At 39.2% G+C, this 20271-nt stretch carries 17 protein-coding genes and 4 pseudogenes; 17 read left to right on the forward strand and 4 right to left on the reverse strand.

Annotated elements, in window-relative coordinates:
• Nucleotides 1-22 precede the first annotated feature (22 nt).
• From ACWPVZ_RS02645 to ACWPVZ_RS02665, 5 genes are read left to right on the forward strand one after another with little or no spacing between them, the layout of a single operon-like run.
• A complete protein-coding gene (locus ACWPVZ_RS02645; protein WP_454380750.1) occupies nt 23-883 on the forward strand; it encodes an aldo/keto reductase in 861 nt (286 codons plus the stop codon).
• A gap of 10 nt (nt 884-893) precedes the next feature.
• Nucleotides 894-1775, forward strand: coding sequence for an alpha/beta hydrolase (locus ACWPVZ_RS02650; protein ID WP_454380752.1), 882 nt, complete (start codon nt 894-896; stop codon nt 1773-1775).
• A gap of 16 nt (nt 1776-1791) precedes the next feature.
• Nucleotides 1792-2430: an NAD(P)H-binding protein gene (locus ACWPVZ_RS02655; protein ID WP_454380754.1), complete on the forward strand. Its 639-nt coding sequence runs from the start codon at nt 1792-1794 to the stop codon at nt 2428-2430.
• A gap of 14 nt (nt 2431-2444) precedes the next feature.
• Nucleotides 2445-3758 (forward strand): MFS transporter, encoded by a 1314-nt coding sequence (locus tag ACWPVZ_RS02660; protein ID WP_454380756.1) that lies wholly within the window; start codon nt 2445-2447, stop codon nt 3756-3758.
• Nucleotides 3759-3767: 9 nt separating this feature from the next.
• A complete protein-coding gene (locus ACWPVZ_RS02665) occupies nt 3768-4514 on the forward strand; it encodes a flavodoxin family protein (protein WP_454380758.1) in 747 nt (248 codons plus the stop codon).
• 100 nt (nt 4515-4614) lie between these two features.
• Here the strand turns inward: ACWPVZ_RS02665 and ACWPVZ_RS02670 are convergent, their stop codons facing one another.
• On the reverse strand, nt 4615-4905 hold the full coding sequence (locus ACWPVZ_RS02670; RefSeq protein WP_454380760.1) for a hypothetical protein: 291 nt from the start codon (nt 4903-4905) through the stop codon (nt 4615-4617).
• 403 nt (nt 4906-5308) lie between these two features.
• Between ACWPVZ_RS02670 and ACWPVZ_RS02675 the strand changes: the two genes are divergently transcribed.
• A complete protein-coding gene (locus ACWPVZ_RS02675) occupies nt 5309-5875 on the forward strand; it encodes a transcriptional regulator (protein WP_454380762.1) in 567 nt (188 codons plus the stop codon).
• Between the two features lie 239 nt (nt 5876-6114).
• Here ACWPVZ_RS02675 and ACWPVZ_RS02680 read toward each other — a convergent pair whose 3' ends face one another.
• Together ACWPVZ_RS02680 and ACWPVZ_RS02685 are read right to left on the reverse strand one after the other, a co-directional pair.
• Nucleotides 6115-7422, reverse strand: a complete 1308-nt coding sequence (locus ACWPVZ_RS02680) for a sensor histidine kinase (RefSeq protein ID WP_454380764.1) — start codon at nt 7420-7422, stop codon at nt 6115-6117.
• A 9-nt stretch (nt 7423-7431) separates the two neighbouring features.
• The gene (locus ACWPVZ_RS02685) at nt 7432-8175 is read right to left on the reverse strand and encodes a response regulator transcription factor (RefSeq protein WP_060972488.1); all 744 of its coding nucleotides are present in this window, start codon (nt 8173-8175) and stop codon (nt 7432-7434) included.
• 948 nt (nt 8176-9123) lie between these two features.
• On the opposite strand from ACWPVZ_RS02685, the pseudogene ACWPVZ_RS02690 reads away from it, so the two are divergent.
• The 8 genes and pseudogenes from ACWPVZ_RS02690 (at nt 9124) to ACWPVZ_RS02725 (ending at nt 16303) form a co-directional block, all read left to right on the forward strand.
• Nucleotides 9124-9381, forward strand: a pseudogene (locus tag ACWPVZ_RS02690) (type II toxin-antitoxin system Phd/YefM family antitoxin).
• 372 nt (nt 9382-9753) lie between these two features.
• Nucleotides 9754-9963, forward strand: a pseudogene (locus ACWPVZ_RS02695) (CHAP domain-containing protein); the annotation flags it as partial.
• A gap of 57 nt (nt 9964-10020) precedes the next feature.
• Nucleotides 10021-10614: a type IV toxin-antitoxin system AbiEi family antitoxin domain-containing protein gene (locus ACWPVZ_RS02700; protein ID WP_454380767.1), complete on the forward strand. Its 594-nt coding sequence runs from the start codon at nt 10021-10023 to the stop codon at nt 10612-10614.
• Nucleotides 10611-10676: pseudogene (locus ACWPVZ_RS02705) on the forward strand (nucleotidyl transferase AbiEii/AbiGii toxin family protein); the annotation flags it as partial. The gene ACWPVZ_RS02700 and the pseudogene ACWPVZ_RS02705, both read left to right, overlap by 4 nt.
• 165 nt (nt 10677-10841) lie before the next feature.
• Nucleotides 10842-12395 carry a BCCT family transporter gene (locus ACWPVZ_RS02710; protein ID WP_454380769.1) on the forward strand — a complete coding sequence of 518 codons (1554 nt, stop codon included), beginning with the start codon at nt 10842-10844 and terminating at the stop codon, nt 12393-12395.
• 9 nt (nt 12396-12404) lie between these two features.
• Nucleotides 12405-12560, forward strand: a pseudogene (locus tag ACWPVZ_RS02715) (LysR family transcriptional regulator); the annotation flags it as partial.
• 197 nt (nt 12561-12757) lie between these two features.
• Nucleotides 12758-14494, forward strand: a complete 1737-nt coding sequence (locus ACWPVZ_RS02720; protein ID WP_254734985.1) for an ABC transporter ATP-binding protein — start codon at nt 12758-12760, stop codon at nt 14492-14494.
• A gap of 12 nt (nt 14495-14506) precedes the next feature.
• On the forward strand, nt 14507-16303 hold the full coding sequence (locus tag ACWPVZ_RS02725; RefSeq protein WP_454380771.1) for an ABC transporter ATP-binding protein: 1797 nt from the start codon (nt 14507-14509) through the stop codon (nt 16301-16303).
• Nucleotides 16304-16391: 88 nt separating this feature from the next.
• Here the strand turns inward: ACWPVZ_RS02725 and queA are convergent, their stop codons facing one another.
• Complete coding sequence (gene queA, locus ACWPVZ_RS02730) at nt 16392-17435, reverse strand: tRNA preQ1(34) S-adenosylmethionine ribosyltransferase-isomerase QueA (protein WP_060973333.1); 1044 nt, start codon at nt 17433-17435, stop codon at nt 16392-16394.
• A 151-nt stretch (nt 17436-17586) separates the two neighbouring features.
• Between queA and ACWPVZ_RS02735 the strand changes: the two genes are divergently transcribed.
• The 3 genes from ACWPVZ_RS02735 (at nt 17587) to ACWPVZ_RS02745 (ending at nt 20262) form a co-directional block, all read left to right on the forward strand.
• Complete coding sequence (locus ACWPVZ_RS02735; protein WP_454380774.1) at nt 17587-18288, forward strand: glucosamine-6-phosphate deaminase; 702 nt, start codon at nt 17587-17589, stop codon at nt 18286-18288.
• A 189-nt stretch (nt 18289-18477) separates the two neighbouring features.
• The gene (gene trhO, locus ACWPVZ_RS02740) at nt 18478-19461 is read left to right on the forward strand and encodes an oxygen-dependent tRNA uridine(34) hydroxylase TrhO (protein ID WP_454380776.1); all 984 of its coding nucleotides are present in this window, start codon (nt 18478-18480) and stop codon (nt 19459-19461) included.
• Between the two features lie 117 nt (nt 19462-19578).
• The gene (locus ACWPVZ_RS02745; RefSeq protein ID WP_037599694.1) at nt 19579-20262 is read left to right on the forward strand and encodes a VIT1/CCC1 transporter family protein; all 684 of its coding nucleotides are present in this window, start codon (nt 19579-19581) and stop codon (nt 20260-20262) included.
• The last annotated feature ends 9 nt before the right edge of the window (nt 20263-20271 follow it).

Below are 20271 nucleotides of genomic sequence, written 5' to 3' on the forward strand. Positions count from 1 at the left end.
GACATCAAGTGGAGGTGGCTGTATGAATAAGATTAGATTAAATAATGGAATAGAAATGCCACAGGTTGGGATGGGGCTGTTTCAGCTGAAAGGTAATGAGACTCAAACCTACATCAAACAGGCGATTGAGGCTGGGTATCGCTTATTTGATACGGCTAGTATCTATGGTAATGAAGCAGATTTAGGGCAGGCCATTAAGGATTCAGGAATTGCTCGAGAGAATTTTTTTATTTCCAGCAAGGTATGGATTCATTCTGATGGCTATGAGGCAACGATGAAGGAGTTTGAAACAAGCCTAAATCGCTTGGGAACAGATTACATTGACCTGTATTTGATTCATCAACCGATGGGGGATGTTTATGGATCTTGGCGTGCCTTAGAGGAGCTTTATACTCAAGGGAAAATTAAGGCTATTGGCGTATCGAATTTCTCTGAAGATCGCTTGCTTGATTTTATTTTAAATACAAAAATTGTTCCAGCAGTAAATCAAATTGAGCTTCATCCTTTCTTTCATCAATCATCCCTAAGGAAACTGATGAAGGATTACGGGATTCAGGTTCAGGCTTGGGGCCCGCTTTGTGAAGGGATGAAAAATATCTTTCAGCATCCAGTATTAGAAAATATCGCGAAAAAACATCAGAAATCCATTGCTCAAATCGCTTTAAAGTGGAGTGTGCAGATGGGCAATAGCGTCATCCCAAAATCAACAAATCCCGTACATTTGGCAGAAAATGTAGCCCTTTGGGATTTTGAATTGGACCAAGAAGACTTAGACCAAATCAAACAGCTGGACATTGGTTACAGTGAGATTATTGACCATAAAAATTTAGCCGTTGTAAAAGGGTTGAACCTGTGTTTAGGGAGTAAGAAGACTCCTGTCTAAAGGAGGAATTATGGTATTTACAAAAGATACAAAAATTAGAGAAATTACCCAACATCCTAGTTTTAGAGGATTTGGACACTTATTATTCCCGCTTCAGTTGGCCTTTCATCCTGAGGAGACTGTCCAAGATGTGACTGATTCAAATCATTTTATCTGGTATTCAAACCTGAAAACAAAGACCAGTTTAGAGGTTTTGAACAACTTACTCGAGCGTGCTCAAAAAAATGAACAAATCTTTTTCCCCATTTATGATGAGGACGAGATGGTGAAGGATCCAAGTAAGAGAGAAACAGGGCTATTTTACTTCAAAGGGAAGGAATATGAGAAATTTGCCCTTATCAATGCAGGCGGCGGTTTTCATTATGTTGCTGCCTTGCACGACAGTTTCCCACAAGCCTTGGCCTTAAGCCAAAGAGGCTACAATGCCTTTGCTCTGATTTATCGCCCCGAGAAGGCCTATGAAGATCTAGCACAGGCCCTAGATTATCTTTATAGTCACTCCGGTGAATTGAAGATAGACCCTGACCAGTATTCGCTTTGGGGTGGTTCTGCTGGAGCTAGGATGGCTATTCGCTTAGGTAACAAAAGCGAATTACAACGTTTAACAAGGACATCCATAGAGCCAGCCAGCATGGTTGTTAGTCAATATACTGGTTATTCATCTGTTTCTAGAGATGATGCACCGACCTATGCCAATTGTGGTACTAATGACTGGATTGCCAATTGGCAAGTGATGGAAAATCGACTGAAGAACTTGAAAAAGCTTGGGATTGACAGCCGGTTTCAAGTCTATAAAGGTTTGAGGCATGGCTTTGGTATTGGAAAAGAAACGGTAGCAGAGGGGTGGATTGATGACGCCATTTCCTTCTGGGAAAAACAAGTCAACAAATAGAAATTGGAGAAAAAATATGAGATTAACAATTATTGGTGCAGCAGGACAAATTCCGGGATTTCTTATCCCACGGGTATTAGAAGAAACCGATTTTAAATTGACACTAGCGGGACGAAAGGTCAGTCAACGTTTGTCTTATCAGGATGACCGCATTCGCTATGTGGATGGGGATATGTCCCGTCTTGATAATGTCCGACAGGCTTTAGAGGATTCAGATGTTGTCTTTGTCAATGAAGCATCGCCAGCCTTGTTAGAGCCAACCATTGCCGTCATGAAGGAAAAGGGTATCAGACGCCTCATTGTAGCAGGGGTTCTCGGTGTGTATGATGAGGTCGTCGGAGACTTTGGTCGATGGAATGAAGCCATGATTGGTGCTTATTCTCCAACAAATAATCGGGTCATCGGTGCTAAGTTAGTGGATGAGTCAGGTTTGGATTATACCTACCTTCGTATGACTTGGCTCTATAATCAGGAAGGCAATCGCTCCTACAAGTTGATTCCGCAAGGAGAACCCTATAAAGGTGCTCAAGTCACCCGCCAAGCAGTTGCCCAATATGTTATGGACTTATTGCAAGATCCAAGTCGTGACTTGGGTGTGAGCGTTGGAATCGTGGAGCCAGGAAGTGAAGCTTTAGCGAAACCAGTTTTCTACTAAGAAAGTGTGAGTATATGAAAAAAGAATCATTTGGGATCATCTTACCCATTACCCTATTAGCTTATTTTTTGATCTTAATGGATAATTCCATTATCTTTACCAGCTCTGTTCAGATTGGGGAGAGTTTAAACCTAACAGATACCAGTCTAGCTTGGGTATCGAATGCCTATACGCTTACCTTCGGTGGCTTTTTGCTCCTATCTGGTCGCTTGTCTGATTTGTTGGGTCGTAAGCGAATTTTTCAAATTGGTCTAGCTATATTTGGACTGAGTTCCTTGGTGATTGGCCTTGCCCAAAATGCATCTATGATGATCTTGGCACGTGCTATTCAAGGGATTGGAAGTTCTATTATCGCGCCAACAACCCTTGCCTTAATGATGGATACTTATACGGGTGAAATGCGAACAAAAGCTATTTCCTACTATGGTGCGACGGCTGGAATTGGATCAAGTGTTGGTCTCTTGATTGGTGGTGGCCTAACCAGTTTTGTATCCTGGCGAGCAGGCTTTCTAATCAATGTCCCTTTGACTTTGCTCTTGATGTATCTGACTCATCGCCATGTAGTTGCTAAGGCTGGACACCAAGAGAAAATAGATTACTTGGGAAGTTTATTGTCAGTTGCAGGTTTAGCGAGTCTGATCTATGGTTTGGATGGTGAGATTTACCCCCTTGCCTTTGTTATCGCTGGTTTTCTTATCTTGATTGGCTTTTATTTCTATGAAAAAGGACAAAAACTACCTATTATGCCACTAGACTTATTCAAAAATAAAGTTCGTTTTGGTGCCTATCTTGTCAGAGCTCTATTCATGATGGCTATGTTGCCCTATTGGTTCCTATTGCCACAGCTATTACAGGCTGAGTACGGTTTTTCTGCCTTGGGGTCTGGTTTTGCCTTTCTGCCCTTGACAATCACAACCTTCCTTACTTCTCTTCTGCTCCCCAAACTGACTAAGCGATTCGGTAATAATCGTATTTTACTCATTGGAGAGATCGCTTTGTCACTTGGTCTTTTATGGGCTAGCCTATCACCATTAGAGTTGGGTTATGTGCAAGCTGTTGCCTTGCCAATGATGGTGATTGGTATTGGTCAAGCAATGGTCATGGCACCTGTGACGGCAGCAGGTATCTATCAAGCTCCTGATGACTTGGCAGGTTCGGCTAGTGGCTTGACAAATGCCATGCATCAAATTGGTGGACCAATTGGCTTATCTGTTATTATGGCTATGACATCGAATTTCTATGTCAGTCTTGGTTGGATGGCAGGTTTTAGCCTAGTCGCTTTGCTTTTTGTCCTTATCTTTATTTATCAATTTGGAAAAAATCCCTAGGAGGTATCTATGAGAAAAAGCTTTATTTTATTGGTAAGTGTCCTAGTCTTAGCTGCTTGCTCCGTTCAAAATAACAATACTACAAGTAGTAGTTTATCAACCTCATCTTCATCTGTTCTTCCAAGCGGGAAAATGGACCAAAGTCAGATTGCAGCACCGCAAGTTGGTCTCTCAGATGAAGAGTGGAATAATAGTCGTGGGACAGTTTCGGATGGAAAAGATACCAATTCTAAGCAAGAGCCGACTCGAATCTTGTCTGAAGACGCCGATAGTCTGATTGTCTATTTTTCACGATCAGGCTCTACTGAGTTACTGGCTAGCAAGATTCAGGCACTTTCTGGTGCAGATGTGATTGAATTGGTTGCCAAAGAAACGTATAGTTCTGATTATGGTGAAACGGTACAACGGGCCAATAAGGAACGAAATGTTGAAAACACTCCTGAATTGGACGTAGAGATGCCAGATTTATCTCGCTATAAAACCATTTATATCGGCTATCCTATTTGGGGCATGACAATGGCAGAACCTGTTGCAACCTTTTTCGAAACCCACGCCAAAGAACTTGATGGTAAAACGATTATTCCATTTTCGACAAATGGAGGCTATGGACTAGGATCAAGTATAGATTATATCAAAACTATTTTGGCTAAAAACCAGGTTACCGCTCGTATTGAGCCTGCCTTTGCAGTCGAAGGAAATAAGGTCGATCAGGCTGATTCAGACTTGATGACGTGGTATGATAACTTAAATAATTAAGGTAACGACTCAAGTCGCTTAAAAAAGAAAACCAGGGCATAAGCTCTGGTTTTTTATTGCGATAAGCGATTATGAGAAACTGTTTGAATTAATAGGTTCCCTACCAAAAAACCACCAAAAATTCTTTGGCAGTTTTTTGTTTTTCTATTTTAGACTGGTTTTGTTTATTTTCAATATGTGCTGTAATTATCACATATTGATTTTTACTAATATAAAATATTTTTGGATCATATCTAAATGTTAAGTAAGTATGTCTTAGTCCAGCGCCATTTCGAATAAATAATTTTAAGTAAGAGTAATCCTCATTATGTTCTATATTTATGATTTTTCCTCTTGCAATAACTGTATTTCTTCTCCTATTTTTTATTTGGGAATTGATATGATTCATCATTTATTATCTCCTTATTTTCAATTTTTCTAAAGATATTCTGTTTGATACTAGTCGTAGAAAAAATACGAGAACTACCCTTTTTATAAATTTTCATTTTCAATAGTCAATTCTTCACAACGAAAATCTGATTCATTATCTGTTTTAGCATCATACCCAAATAGCAGAGTAGGGGGTGGATCACGTCTTTCGCCCTCTAAGTAATCTCGTTCTTGTTGTGTAAGTTTTTCATTTAATTCTGTATCATGACGAATAATATTATCAAGACCATCATTTTAAATAGACGCTAAAAATAGAAGATGTTGTCCTTTTATGACGAAAAAACTACAGTTTATGACTTCAATGAAACTTTAGTTGTCTTTATATTATACTAATCTTGTAAATCATAAGAAAAGGAACGTCAATCATGAAAACAACAACTAAACTCATTGGTATCCTATCAGCTCTTATTGTAGTTATCCTCGCTGTCTTTTTAGTGACTAAGTTTAATAGTCATGAGTCAGGGCGTGTTAGCACAAGTAGTAGCCCAGCCAAGACGGTTAAGAAATCATCTTCAAGCTCAAGTAAAGCTGTTAAGAAGGATAAGAAATCAGCCCAATCATCAACTTCAGCAGTTTCAAGTAAAGAAAATGACAATCAGGCTTCAGCAGTAGCACCAAAAGCTTCTTCTCAAGAACAAGCCCAAGTAGGTGCTACGGAAGGTGGCCAAGTGGCTGAAGCAACAACACCAGCTTCTCAAGTTGGGGGAGTTGAAGGTGGTCGAGGTGCTTGGACAGCTACTTCTGGAACATTGACACTTGATGAGGAAACCCCTGTATATGCTGCACCAGATAAAGACAGTGGGGTTGTTTCTAAAATGCCTGCAGGTGATGTTGATTGGGATAAATATGAAATTTTACCTGATGGAAACTGGTATAGTTTTGTCAAAGATGGGCAACGTTATTATATTTCATATTCAGATGTAGGGCATTGATAAAGTATTAAGAAGTCTTTATAAACCACTTTTCAAGTCTATCAAGGCTTTAAGATAAACATGAAATAAAAAAGACAGTAACTATTCTGAAGTTACTGTCTTATTTTGGTCTTACGAAAACCACTAGCTATGCTAGTGGTCCCAAAAATTATTAAGCTATGTAGCAAAAAATACTAGAAACAGACTATTCAAATACAAAACCTAAGTCGATTAAAGAGGTTAAAGTTAAAAGTAGAGAATTACTTACAAAATCTGATAGTTTGAGAAAAGAGATGATTTGCACTACGAGTGGTAATCGTAGATTTAGGGTATTTTTCCAATATGCTATTTACATTATGTAACCCAAGACCTCTTCCTTCCCCTTTACTAGAGTACCCCCTAGCAAAAATATGACTAACATCCACTTTTTCTGATTTTATACTATTTTCAACGATAAGTACCAATGAATCATCATTATTTATGAAAACAACAGTCATTCTAGGACTTGTGGCTTTAATGGTGGCTTCAATGGCATTATCACAAAGGACAGAAAGAACAGTTATGAAATCTAGTAATTCTATCCTAAAATTACTAACAGGTTCTTCAATCTCAACAGAAATTGAAATTCCCCTATTTTGTGCCTCAAGTAATTTAGCGGAAAGAATACTTTTAATAGCATCATTCTTAATATTACTAAGTTTAGCAATATCAAACTTACTATCATAGAATTGGTTTGCACTATCTCTAAGTACGCCATTGTAAACAGTTTTAATAGCTTCAATATCTTGATTATCAATTCCTAATTTTAGACTGGTCAAAATATTAATGTAGTCATGACGGAAACTTCTAATTTCCTCATAAAGTGATTCAACATGATGGCTGTAAATAGATAGTTCATTTAATTGAGTATCTTTTTGATCAATTATTTCCTTCTCTAGTTTTTCTTTTGAAATTGCATTGAGATAGAGTAGCATTACAAAAAACAGAACAATATAAAAGTTATTAATATGTCCTCTCCAATTATCTGCATCAGCTAATTTGTCTCTATAAATAACAAGTATAGAAACTAAGAGCATATATACAAACATAGAGATGTTGATCAGTAACAATAAATACTTGAAATAGTAACGCTTGAAACCTTCTTTTATTTCGTTAAAATCTAACCTAAGAGATTTTACTATGAGTAAATGAAGAGGGAAAACCAGTAATTCAATTAAGATATCATACCAACTTAGTTTGACTTCATTGAAGACAGAGACTCCTAGTAGAGGGAAAACGTAGAATGCTAACATTCTACCTAGCAAGCTTTCAACGATAACGGGGTACAAGCCATAAAAAATATCAAGTGTTTTACTACCATACTTATTTTGATATATGTTATAAGCAATAAAGATAAAAAAGAAAGTAAAGTACCCAACAGGAGGACATATGATGAGGAGTAGAACATACAAAAATGGACCAATAATACACCACAAAGGTTTGATTGGTTGGTTACTAACCTGTTGAAACAGTAACAATACCACTAACATCTTAGAATAGAACAGCAATAAATTTATAACTATATCCATAGAAACACCTTAGCTTTTCAGAGATTTAACTTTTTCTAGGAGGCCCTTATATTTCGTACGCGAAATGGGACATTCATTATTATTTTCAAACATTACCATTTTATCTTCTTTATTGATCCTAACGATATTTTCAGGATTAACGATAAATGAACGATGGCATCGAAATAGGCGGTCATCAGCTCGTTCAACTTCTGAAATACTGGCGTAGAACTCCATGCGTTCTTCTTTAGTATGCAAAATAACTTTATGTATTGTTGGAGATGTTTCAAAAAATAAAATATTGTTAAAAGGCACTTGAACATGGGCCGTAGCTGTTTCAAAAGTAAATGAATCTTGGGCAATAGTGGCACCGATTTTATCCATGGTATATTCAATTGCTAAATGCACACGTTCATAAAACTCTTCATCATCCAAAGCTTTATCAATAAAATCTAGTGCAGCAACTCTATATTTAAAAGTGACTGGCATAAATTCTGAATGTGTTGTTACAAAAACAATTGTGGCATTAGGATCTTTTTTTCGAATTTCTTTCGCAATGTCTAGCCCCTTTTTTTCTTCTCCTTTAATTTCAATATCTAAAAAGAAAAGTTGATGAGAACCTCTTTCGGTAATCGCATCAAGTAGCTGGCTAGGTTTTCCAAAAATCTCAGGTCCTTTACATTTTAGAGATTTTTTGGCAATAACATCCTTAATAACGGTCTCTATTCGTGTTTGTTGTAAAAATTCGTCTTCTAAAATAAAAATATTTAACAATTAGTGTACTCCTCATTCGCTAAAATATTTAGTACTGTAGTAAAAGACATTGAAGTCTTTTTCCAGTATGAAAATATATTTGTTTTGTTTTTTTAGGACGTCTAAATAAAAATCCATGTTTCTTTGCAAATACAGATAATTTTCCCTAACATGCAGTACACATATAAGTATGGAAACTTTTAAGTAATGATAGTAGTCATAAAACCGGTATATCGTAACAGTTCTAGAAACTATTATATCGGTATACTTTTACTGTAAATGACAAAAAATGAACCGTTTATGATATATGACAAATTAAATGGTATAACCAAGCTATAATAAAAATAGGAATTGGAGGTGAAGTATGTTCAATATTGTGAGGCACTTTTGGTTGTTGATAACTGTTAAAAAGTATATTAAAAAATATAAGTTAAAAGTTAAAGTTAACAATCATTTTAATTCTATAAGGATTACTACAGCAACTAACACTCTTTATTTTATCACATTTACAAAGAATTGTAATTATGGAAAAAAGTTAAAAAAATTAGGAGGAGTAACATTTATGCACAAATTATTTTATTGACAGCGAATATTGATTATAACAAAATATTTAATGAACATCTCGAACTATTAGGTGTCATTGATATCAAAAAGTCATTAGCGAATACCTCTAATGAAATTAGTGATTATCTTGATTATTTTTTTAATATCGAAAAGGTGCACTAACCTCCATGTACATGTAAACTGTACTTGAGGTTATTTTTTTATCATCAGATTAAATAGTTTTTCGATGTTTTATCGTAACAAATGTTTATTTATGTATGTTATAACAAAACGAAGTTCAAATCTGCAAACTTTTGAAACAAGGATGTACTTTAATTGTCTTAGAATCGCTTTCTAGGACAAATATATCCTATTTACTGGTTTTCTCTAAAAAAATGCTATGATAAATCTAGGGAGGGGATTATGATGCAGATTAATCTTGAAAATTTAGTTCCCATTTCTGAAGCTAACCAAAATTTTTCTAAAGTTGCTCGTATGGTCGACAGCAAGGGGACTGCAGTGATTCTAAAAAATAATAAGCCCAAGTATGTATTGGTAGAATATGACACCTTAATTAAAAATGAATAAGGTGAGACAGAAGTTGCAGAGCAGGTCACAGTCGACGATGTGGCTAACTATGTTTTGTCTCGTCATTTAGATGCCTTCAAGGAATTAGCTAAATGAAGCGATAAAACAGATAATTCAGTGATAGCAAAATAGATAGAAAACTAGGGCATAAGCTCTGGTTTTTTCTATTACTTTTAATATTTTCATTTGTTAGAATGTAGGTAATGTGCGTGCTTGTCACGCCCTTTTTCTGTGTCTTTTACGGCTTTAGTGGTTGTAAATAACTATAAAAATCTTAAAGGCATGGTAAATGCTAAAAAGAAAAGGAGAAATTTATGGCTTATATTTGGTCTTATCTCAGACGTTATCCTAAGTGGCTAGCAATGAATTTTACGGCGGCCATTTTATTTGTTATTGCTAACTTGGGTTTGTCGACGGTTCTTGCCAGAATGATTGATGATGGTTTCCAGTGTCTTCTTGATTTTGACGACAAGTCCACAAGCAGGAGCTATTATTTCCTTTGCGGGAGGAGGACATGGCACACCAGCAGAATACGGACATGTGGCTTTCGTCGAAAAACTCTACCCAAATGGCTCATTCCTTATCTCCGAAACCAATTACAATGGCAATCCAAACTATACCTTCCGTAAATTATCTGGAGTGGATAGTAACTTGAGTTTTGCGTATACGACGAAATAAAAAAGGATATGCTAACAATGACTTGATTTGTTAGCATATTGTTTTGGAGGTGGTGATATGGATTTGTTAGAGAAACCCGTTTATAATTATATTAAAAATAATCATGGAGTAATAACTTTTCGTGATATGGAAGAGCTTAACTTTTCTTATCAACAATTGAATCAATTAGTCTCAAAAGGGAAAGTGGAATCAATTGAAAGAGGTATCTATCATCTGCCAGATACCTATATCGATGACTATTTTAGTTTACAGTACCGTTTTCAAAAAGGAATTTATTCCTTAGAAACAGCACTTTGGTTACATGGTCTGTCCCTTACCATTCCATTTGAGCCTGTGATGACTTTTCCTTTCGGGACAAATACGAGGCCAATGAAAGAAGCTGGTGTCAAGCCAATTGTCGCTAGAAAGTATCATGAAATCGGTATTATTAGACTGGAGCGACAGGCTGGACAGTTTATCTCAGTATATGATATGGAACGAACATTAGTGGAGTGTTTGAGAACAGCTTATCATGTCGATATTCAAGTTATTGCTCCAGCTTTTCAAGCTTACTTTAAAAAAGGAGCTGTTGATTATGCCAAGTTGTATCACTATGCACAACTATTTAAAGTAACCGAAAAACTACAATCATATGTGGAGGTCTTGTCGTGAAATTTTCAAATGCTAATAGTTTCAAAGCTAAAATCAAGAATATTGCAAAAGAAAAAGGGATCTCTTTCTCAAAAGATTAGTCAAATATTTGAAGAATACGGTGCGAATATGTTGGATGTATTCGGTTGTTATATGTGTAAATTAAACAATTGTGTTACAATGAAACCATATAGAATTTTAAGTTTTCTCAAAAACTTTTTATAACTAAGAACACATAAGGAGGTAAAATGGTGAAGTATTCTAAAATAACAAAAGTTTTTCAGCTTTCACTCGTCATCATATTTATTTTAGTCTTGTTAGGGCTCTTTGTTCCCCAGCAGTTTCAAAATATTAGTTTTTACTTAAAAAATCTCTTAACAACTAGTGTTGGCTGGTTTTACTTGTTATTGGTTACGGGGATTTTAATTTTTTGTGTCTTTTTAATTGTAAGTCCGATAGGGCAGATTCGCTTGGGTAATCCCACGAGTCGGCCAGAGCATTCGACGACGTCATGGATTGCCATGATGTTTTCTGCTGGAATGGGGATTGGTCTGGTCTTTTATGGGGCAGCAGAGCCTTTGAGTCACTTTGCTATCTCGACGCCCAATGCAGAAATAGGCAGTGCGGATGCTCTCGCAGATGCTTTTCGTTTTACTTTTTTTCACTGGGGATTTCATGCTTGGGCGGTCTATGCCCTGGTGGGATTGTCTTTGGCTTATTTTGGCTTTCGTAAACGGGAGAAATATCAGCTCTCAGTCGTCTTTAAGCCTCTTTTTGGAAAATATGCGGACGGACCAATAGCAACCATTATCGATACCATCACCATTATTGCGACAGTGATTGGGGTAGCGACAACGCTCGGCTTTGGTGCCTCACAAATCAATGGTGGTCTCTCCTATGTCTTTGGTATTCCTAATAATAGTCTTGTGCAAGTCATCATTATCATCATTGCGACAATTCTTTTTCTTATTTCTGCCTTATCAGGTTTAGGAAAGGGTGTTAAAATCCTATCTAATACAAACTTGATTTTAGCTGTTGTCTTGCTTGCTGGAGTCATAGTTTTGGGGCCAACGGTTAAGATATTTGACACCATGACAGACTCTATCGGCCTTTATTTTCAAAACTTCTTCCGTATGAGTTTTCGGGCGGCGGCTTTTGATGAGACCAAGCGGGCTTGGATTAACCAATGGACCATTTTTTACTGGGCATGGTGGATTTCCTGGTCACCTTTTGTGGGCGTCTTTATTGCCCGTATCTCAAAAGGTCGGACTATTCGCGAATTTTTGACAGTAGTACTTTTGGCACCAACAGTCCTTAGTTTTATCTGGTTTTCTGCTTTTGGTACCTTATCTACTTCACTACAAGATTCGGGGGTTAATTTGATACGTTTTGCCACAGAAGAAATTCTTTTTGCCTCTTTTAATGAATATCCTCTGGGAAGTGTCCTTTCACTCCTGGCAATTATTTTAGTTTTAACCTTCTTTGTGACCTCGGCGGATTCTGCCACCTATGTTTTGGCCATGTTGTCTGAAGATGGCAATCTAAATCCAAGTAATCGTAAAAAGGTGATTTGGGGTGTCATGCTGGCCTTGATTGCTATTGCACTCATGTTTTCTGGTGGATTGACAGCTTTACAAAACACGCTCATTATTGTCGCTTTTCCATTTTCTATAGTACTAGTGTTGATGATGTGGTCGCTTATGAAAGAGTTATATCACGAAAAAGAGCAAATGGGACTCGCCATTACACCAGACCGATATCCTGAGAAGAATCAACCGTTTAAATCTTATGAGGAAAATTAGGAGGATGGCATGGAGTTAAGAGTGCTTCGTTATTTTATTACTATTGCTGAGGAGGGGAGTATCTCCAAGGCAGCTGAGAAGCTGATGATTACTTAGCCGACACTCAGTCGTCAGTTAAAAGATTTGGAGCAGGAACTTGGTGAACCTCTTTTTATCCGTGAACATATCAAGTCGCTTAATAAAGAAAACCAGGGCATCAGCTCTGGTTTTTTCTATTGCTTTTAATATTTTCATTTGTTAGAATGTAGGTGATGTGCGTGCTTGTCACGCCCTTTTTCTGTGTCTTTTACGGCTTTAGTGGTTGTAAATAACTATAAAAATCTTAAAGGCATGGTAAATGCTAAAAAGAAAAGGAGAAATTTATGGCTTACATTTGGTCTTATCTCAGACGTTATCCTAAGTGGCTAGCAATGAATTTTACGGCAGCCATTTTATTTGTTATTGCTAACTTGGGTTTGCCGACGGTTCTTGCCAGAATGATTGATGAGGGAATAAACCGTGGTGATGTTGATAAGCTTTACGCTTATGCTTGGGTCATGTTTGGTGTAGTTTTGACTGGGATTGTTGGTCGTATACTTCTGTCCTATGCGGTTGGTAAGTTGACCACTACTATGGTGCAAGTCATGCGTAATGACATTTATGCTAAGCTTCAGGAGTATTCCCACCACGAGTATGAGCAGATAGGGGTATCCTCTTTGGTGACTCGTATTACATCAGATGCTTTTGTGCTTATGCAGTTTGCGGATCAGGTTCTTAAGCTAGGGGTTATCACTCCTTTGATGATGGTTTCCAGTGTCTTTTTGATTTTGACGACAAGTCCATCTTTGGCTTGGATTGTGGCCATCTCCTTGCCTTTCCTAGCCGTAGTTGTCTGGTATGTGGCGGTAAAAACGCGTCCGCTTTCTGAAAAGCAACAGGCAACTCTCGACAAGATTAACCAGTATGCTCGTGAAAATCTGACTGGACTTCGTGTCATCCGAGCTTTCGCTAGAGAAGATTTTCAAGAGAAGAAGTTCGCTTCTGAAAATGCTGTCTATGCGGATAATTCAAACAAACTTTTCAAATTGACTGGTTTGACCGAGCCACTTTTTGTGCAAATCATCATAGCCATGATTGTGGCAATTGTTTGGTTTGCTCTTGAGCCATTAGGTTCTGGGACTTTGGCAATCGGTGACTTGGTTGCCTTTATTGAGTACAGCTTCCATGCACTATTGTCCTTCCTTTTCCTAGCCAATCTCTTTACCATGTATCCTCGTACGGCGGTGTCTAGTGAACGTCTGCAGGAAATTATGGACATGCCGATTTCTATCAATCCAAATGAAGATGGCGTGACAGAAACCGAGACTAAGGGATATTTGGAATTTGACAATGTTACCTTTGCCTATCCTGGTGAAACTGAAAGTCCTGTCCTACACAACATTTCTTTCAAGGCAAAACCTGGTGAAACCATTGCCTTTATTGGATCAACGGGTTCAGGAAAATCATCACTTGTACAGTTGATTCCACGCTTTTATGATGTAACACTTGGACGCATTCTTGTTGATGGTGTAGATGTCCGTGACTACAATCTTAAGGCTCTTCGTCGTAAGATTGGCTTTATTCCACAAAAAGCCCTACTCTTTACAGGGACTATCGGTGAAAATATCCGTTATGGTAAGGAAAATGCGAGTCATGAAGAATTGAATCAAGCTACTGATGTGGCTCAAGCCAAGGAATTTATCGAAAGTAAGGAAGAACGCTATGATTCTCACTTGGCTGAGGGTGGTAGCAACCTTTCTGGTGGACAGAAGCAGCGTTTGTCAATTGCACGTGCGGTGGTTAAACGTCCTGATCTTTATATCTTTGATGATTCCTTCTCTGCCTTGGACTACAAGACTGATGCGACCTTGCGCCGCCGTCTAAAAGAAGTGACTCAAGATGCGACAGTCCTGATTGTAGCCCAACGTGTGGGAACTATCATGGATGCAGACCAGATTATCGTTCTGGATAAGGGTGAAATCGTTGGTCGTGGCCGTCACGAAGAGCTTATGGAAACCAATGAGATTTACCGTGAGATTGCTAATTCACAATTGAATCAAAAGAGTCTTACGGAAGACTAGAAGGAGGTCAAAATGAAGAATAATAAAAAGAAACCAAATCATTCCTCAAGTTTTGGCCGTCTTTGGTCATACTTGCAGGCTTATCGTTTCCCACTTTACCTAGCCATTTTCTTGAAAATTGTTAGTGTCATCATGAGTGTCATTGAACCCGTAGTCATTGGTTTAGCTATTACAGAGCTGACCAAAAATACGCTGGATATCATTAAGGGGGTAGAAGGCGCCCATATCAATGTATCCTATGTTGGTTTGGTTCTAGTTGTTTATCTCTTGCGTGGTCTTATTTATGAGTTGGCTGCCTACTATTCCAACTATTTTATGACCAATGCTGTGCAAGCAACGGTTCAAGATATGCGAAATGAGATGACCGATAAAATCAATCGTACCTCAGTGTCATACTTTGATAAGCACCAGTTTGGGGACCTCTTGGGCCGCTTTACTAGTGACGTTGAGACAGTATCTAATGCCTTGCAGCAGTCATTCTTGCAGATTGTTAATGCCGTCTTTACTCTAGTCTTAGTTATTGGAACAGTGCTTTACCTTAATCTTCAATTGGGAGCTATAGTTGTCGTCACTATTCCCATTACTTTCTTTGGTGCTCGCTTCATTATGAGTAAGTCTCAACCTTACTTTAAGCAGCAGGCTGATGCTCTAGGTACTCTTAACGGTTTTGTTCAGGAAAATCTGACTGGTTTCAATGTGCTTAAACTTTTTGGCCGTGAGGATCGATCTTTAGACGACTTTAAAGAGATAACGGAAGATCTTCAGAAGGTAGGTTTTAAGGCCAATTTCATTTCAGGCCTCATGATGCCTGTACTTAATGGTTTATCTGACTTGACCTATCTCATTGTCGCTGTTCTAGGTGGTTTGCAAGTTTTGGCTGGTCGCTTGACGATTGGTAATATGCAGGCCTTTGTTCAGTACGTTTGGCAGATTAATCAACCTATTCAGAACTTGACTCAGTTAGCTGGACAATTGCAGAGTGCTAAGTCTTCTTTGGACCGTATTTTCCAACTCATGGATGAACCAGACGAGGCTAATGATGCTACTGAAGTGCTTGAAGGAGATTTGACCGGTCAGGTTAGCTTTAAGCATGTAGACTTCCAGTATGTGGCTGATAAACCTTTGATTCGTGACTTTAATCTTGAAGTCAATCCTGGCGAAATGGTCGCTATTGTCGGCCCAACTGGTGCCGGAAAATCAACGATTATCAATCTTCTCATGCGTTTCTATGATGTGACGGCTGGTTCTATCTCGGTTGATGGTCATGATATTCGTAACTTATCACGTCAGGATTATCGTAAACAGTTTGGTATGGTGCTTCAGGATGCTTGGCTCTTTGAAGGAACTATCAAGGAAAATCTTCGTTTTGGTAATCTTGAGGCAACTGATGAAGAAATTGTTGAAGCCGCTAAGGCTGCCAATGTGGACCACTTTATCCGTACGCTACCAGGCGGTTACAATATGGAAATGAACCAGGAATCAAGTAACATTTCACTGGGACAAAAGCAACTTTTGACCATTGCGCGTGCGCTTTTGGCTGATCCTAAAATCTTGATTTTGGACGAGGCAACCTCATCGGTTGATACTCGTCTGGAACTCTTGATTCAAAAGGCTATGAAGACTCTCATGCAGGGTCGAACAAGCTTTGTCATCGCTCACCGTTTATCAACTATCCAAGAGGCAGACAAGATTTTGGTCCTTAAAGATGGTCAAATCATTGAACAAGGGAACCATGAATCCCTTCTTGCAGATAAAGGCTTCTATTACGATTTGTATAATAGTCAGTTTGCAGAGAAAGAAACAAAATAATCCATCAGTTCATAACTGGTGGATTTTTGCTGATTTTAACGAGCAATAAAAGAGACTTCCCCAGTGAGAGAAGTCTCAAAATTAATATTTATTTCTCAGCAGGTCGTGTGACGAACATGGCATCTCCGAAACTGAAGAAGCGGTAGCGTTCTTGGACGGCGTGTTTATAGGCATCAAGGACGAATTCACGACCAGCAAAGGCTGAAACCAACATCACCAAGGTTGATTTTGGAAGGTGGAAGTTGGTTGAAAAGGCATCTACGACTGTAAATTGGTAGCCTGGTTTGATAAAGATATTGGTCCAGCCTGAGTCGGCTTGGAGTTGACCATCGTATTTATTGCCGATTGTCTCAAGTGTTCGTATTGAAGTAGTTCCTACTGCAATGATGCGGCCTCCAGCGGCTTTGACGCTATTAAGGGTATCGGCAGCGTCTTGACTGAGGGTGTAAAACTCTGAGTGCATCTCATGTTCGTCGACATTCTCAACAGAAACAGGTCGGAAGGTTCCCAGCCCAACGTGGAGGGTGAGGTAGACCAATTTTACGCCTTTGGCTTCAATCTTTTGAAGCAATTCAGGTGTGAAATGGAGACCAGCTGTTGGTGCAGCGGCGGAGCCATTTTCCTTGGCATAGACTGTTTGGTAACGGTCACGGTCTTCCAATTTTTCATGGATATAAGGTGGCAATGGCATCTCGCCCAAACTTTCCAAGACCTCAAGGAAGATACCGTCGTAGCTAAATTCTACGATTCGACCACCGTGATCTAGTTCCTCAGTGACAGTGGCAGTCAAGCGGCCATCGCCAAAACTGACTTTAGCACCTACTTTAAGGCGTTTGGCTGGTTTGGCTAATACTTCCCATTGATCACCTTGGGTATTTTTCAAAAGGAGAAATTCTACATGACCGTGTGTATCAGGTTTTTCACCGTAGAGACGGGCAGGAAGCACGCGCGTATTGTTCATGACCAAGGCATCGCCAGGGTTAAGCTGGTCGATGATGTGGTCGAAGTGGGTGTCAGTCATTTCCTTGGTTACGGGATCAATGACCAAGAGTTTAGAGGCATCACGTTGTTCCAATGGGGTTTGGGCAATTAGTTCCTCTGGTAGTTCAAAATCAAAATCGTTTGTATTCATTTCTTTCCTCGTTTAAAAATGTTCAGCCTTTTTATTATAGCACGATATAGGACGACCGTCATTAAACTTGTCGAGTGAAAGCGCTTGACAAAAAGGTTTAAAAAAGAGATAATAAAGAAAAATGGTATATACCAATATCGAGGTGAATAGAATGAAAAAGATTTTAGTTAAAAATCAAGTTGAGGGAGGCCAAGTTGCCTTTGATCTTCTTAAAGAGAGCCTTGCAGCGGGTGCTCAGACATTGGGATTGGCGACAGGTAGTTCACCTATCGCCCTTTACCAAGAGATGGTTGAGAGTGACGTGGATTTTTCGGAACTTTACAGCGTTAATTTGGATGAATACGTCGGACTAGCACCAGACCATGAGCAGAGCTACCATGCCTTTATGAAAGCTCAACTCTTTGATGCCAAGCCATTTAAAGAGAGCTTCCTACCAGATGGCATGGCTGAAGATTTAGAACAGGCGGCCAAGGACTACGATGACATCTTGTCCCAACATGCCATTGACCTGCAAATCTTAGGTATCGGAAGTAATGGGCATATTGGTTTTAATGAGCCAGGTACGCCTTTTGATAGTCAAACTCATGTGGTCGACTTGACGGACAGCACCATTGAAGCCAATAGCCGTTTCTTTGACAGTCGAGACCAAGTCCCTACAAAGGCTATTTCGATGGGGATTGCTTCCATTATGGCTGCCAAGAAGATTATTTTGTTTGCCTATGGTGACAAGAAGGCAGATGCCATTTTCAAGATGGTCAAGGGTCCAGTAACAGAGGAAGTGCCAGCTAGTGTCTTGCAACATCATCCAGACGTGACTCTTATCTTGGATGAGGCTGCTGCTGCGAAATTGTAATACTATCTTTTGAAAAACAATCTTACGAAACTCAGGTTGAGGCATCTGGTACTCATCCTTTTTCTTTTGTGACAATTCTCCTCCAAACAAATCAATTGCCTACTCCTCTTTGAGAGCGCTATAATAGTTAAGTTGACTTTGACTATCAAACAACAGATATAGATATTTCATAAAGAAAGAGGACATACAATGGCAAAACCTATTCGAGTATTGCTTTATTATAAATACCTTCCGATCGAAAATGCTGAGCAATTTGCGGCAGACCACTTGGCTTTCTGTAAATCAATCGGCCTCAAAGGACGTATCCTAGTCGCTGACGAAGGAATCAATGGAACGGTTTCTGGTGACTATGAAACCACTCAAAAATACATGGACTACGTTCACAGCCTTCCAGGGATGAAGGACCTCTGGTTCAAGATTGATGAGGAAGAAGAGCAAGCCTTCAAGAAGATGTTTGTTCGTTACAAGAAGGAAATCGTCCACCTTGGTTTAGAGGATGACAACTTTGACAGCGACATTAATCCACTTGAAACTACAGGTGCTTACTTGTCACCAAAAGAGTTTAAAGATGCTCTTTTAGATGAGGACACTGTTGTCCTCGATACACGTAACGACTATGAGTATGACCTTGGTCACTTCCGTGGAGCCATTCGTCCAGACATTCGCAACTTCCGTGAATTGCCACAATGGGTCCGCGATCATAAGGAAGAGTTCATGGACAAGCGTGTGGTTGTGTACTGTACTGGTGGTGTCCGCTGTGAGAAGTTCTCAGGTTGGATGGTCCGTGAAGGCTACAAAGATGTTGGCCAATTGCACGGTGGTATCGCAACTTACGGAAAAGATCCAGAAGTTCAAGGGGAGCTTTGGGATGGTAAGATGTATGTTTTTGACGAGCGTATTGCTGTGGATATCAACCATGTAGACCCTATCGTTGTCGGTAAGGACTGGTTCGATGGCACGCCTTGCGAACACTATGTCAACTGTGGTAACCCATTCTGTAACCGTCGTATCCTTGCTTCAGAGGAAAATGAAGACAAATACCTCCGTGGCTGCTCACACGAATGCCGTGTTCACCCACGTAACCGTTATGTCTCTGAAAATGGTTTGAGCCAAGAAGAAGTTGTCTCACGCCTTGCGGCTATTGGTGAGAGTTTGGATGTAACACCAGCCTAAGTTTAAATAGAGAAGAAGCTGAGAGGAATCTCGGCTTTTTCAAACTTCTTATTTGTAATCATTCTAAATAACTGTTATAATATTTTTTAGAATGATTCTAAATAAGGAGTAAATAAATTGGAAGATAAGAATTTTGCAGAGCGTTTGAATATTTTGAGAGCAGGTGTATTAGGTGCCAATGATGGCATTATTTCCATTGCAGGAGTGGTTATCGGTGTGGCTAGTGCGACATCAAACATCTGGTTTATTTTGATTTCTGCCTTGTCAGCGATTTTTGCCGGTGCCTTTTCGATGGCCGGTGGCGAATATGTCAGTGTCTCAACGCAAAAAGATACCGAAGAAGCTGCCATCGCTAAGGAACAAGCTCTCCTGGATCGCTCACCTGAAGCAGCTAGAGAGAGTTTGTACCAAACCTTCCTCAGTCAGGGGGATTGCGAAACAGCAGCCGAAGTCAAGGTCAATCAAGCCTTCAGTAAAAATCCTATTAAGGTCTTGGTTGAGGAAAAATATGGAGTGGACTTGGATGAAATTACCAATCCATGGCATGCTGCCGTATCTAGTTTCTTTGCTTTTTCGGTTGGTTCCTTGCCACCAGCACTAGCTATCATGCTGTTCCCAGAGCCTTACCGTATTCCTGTAACAGTGGTTGTGGTTGCCCTGACTTTGCTCTTGACTGGCTATGTCAGTGCTAAGCTCGGAAAAGCACCTATTAAACAAGCTATGTTGCGTAATTTGACAGTAGGACTCTTGACCATGCTTGTAACCTTCTTGGTCGGGCATATCTTCCACGTGAATGTGTAAGTGTTAATA

The organism is Streptococcus sp. Marseille-Q6379 (assembly GCF_965119505.1).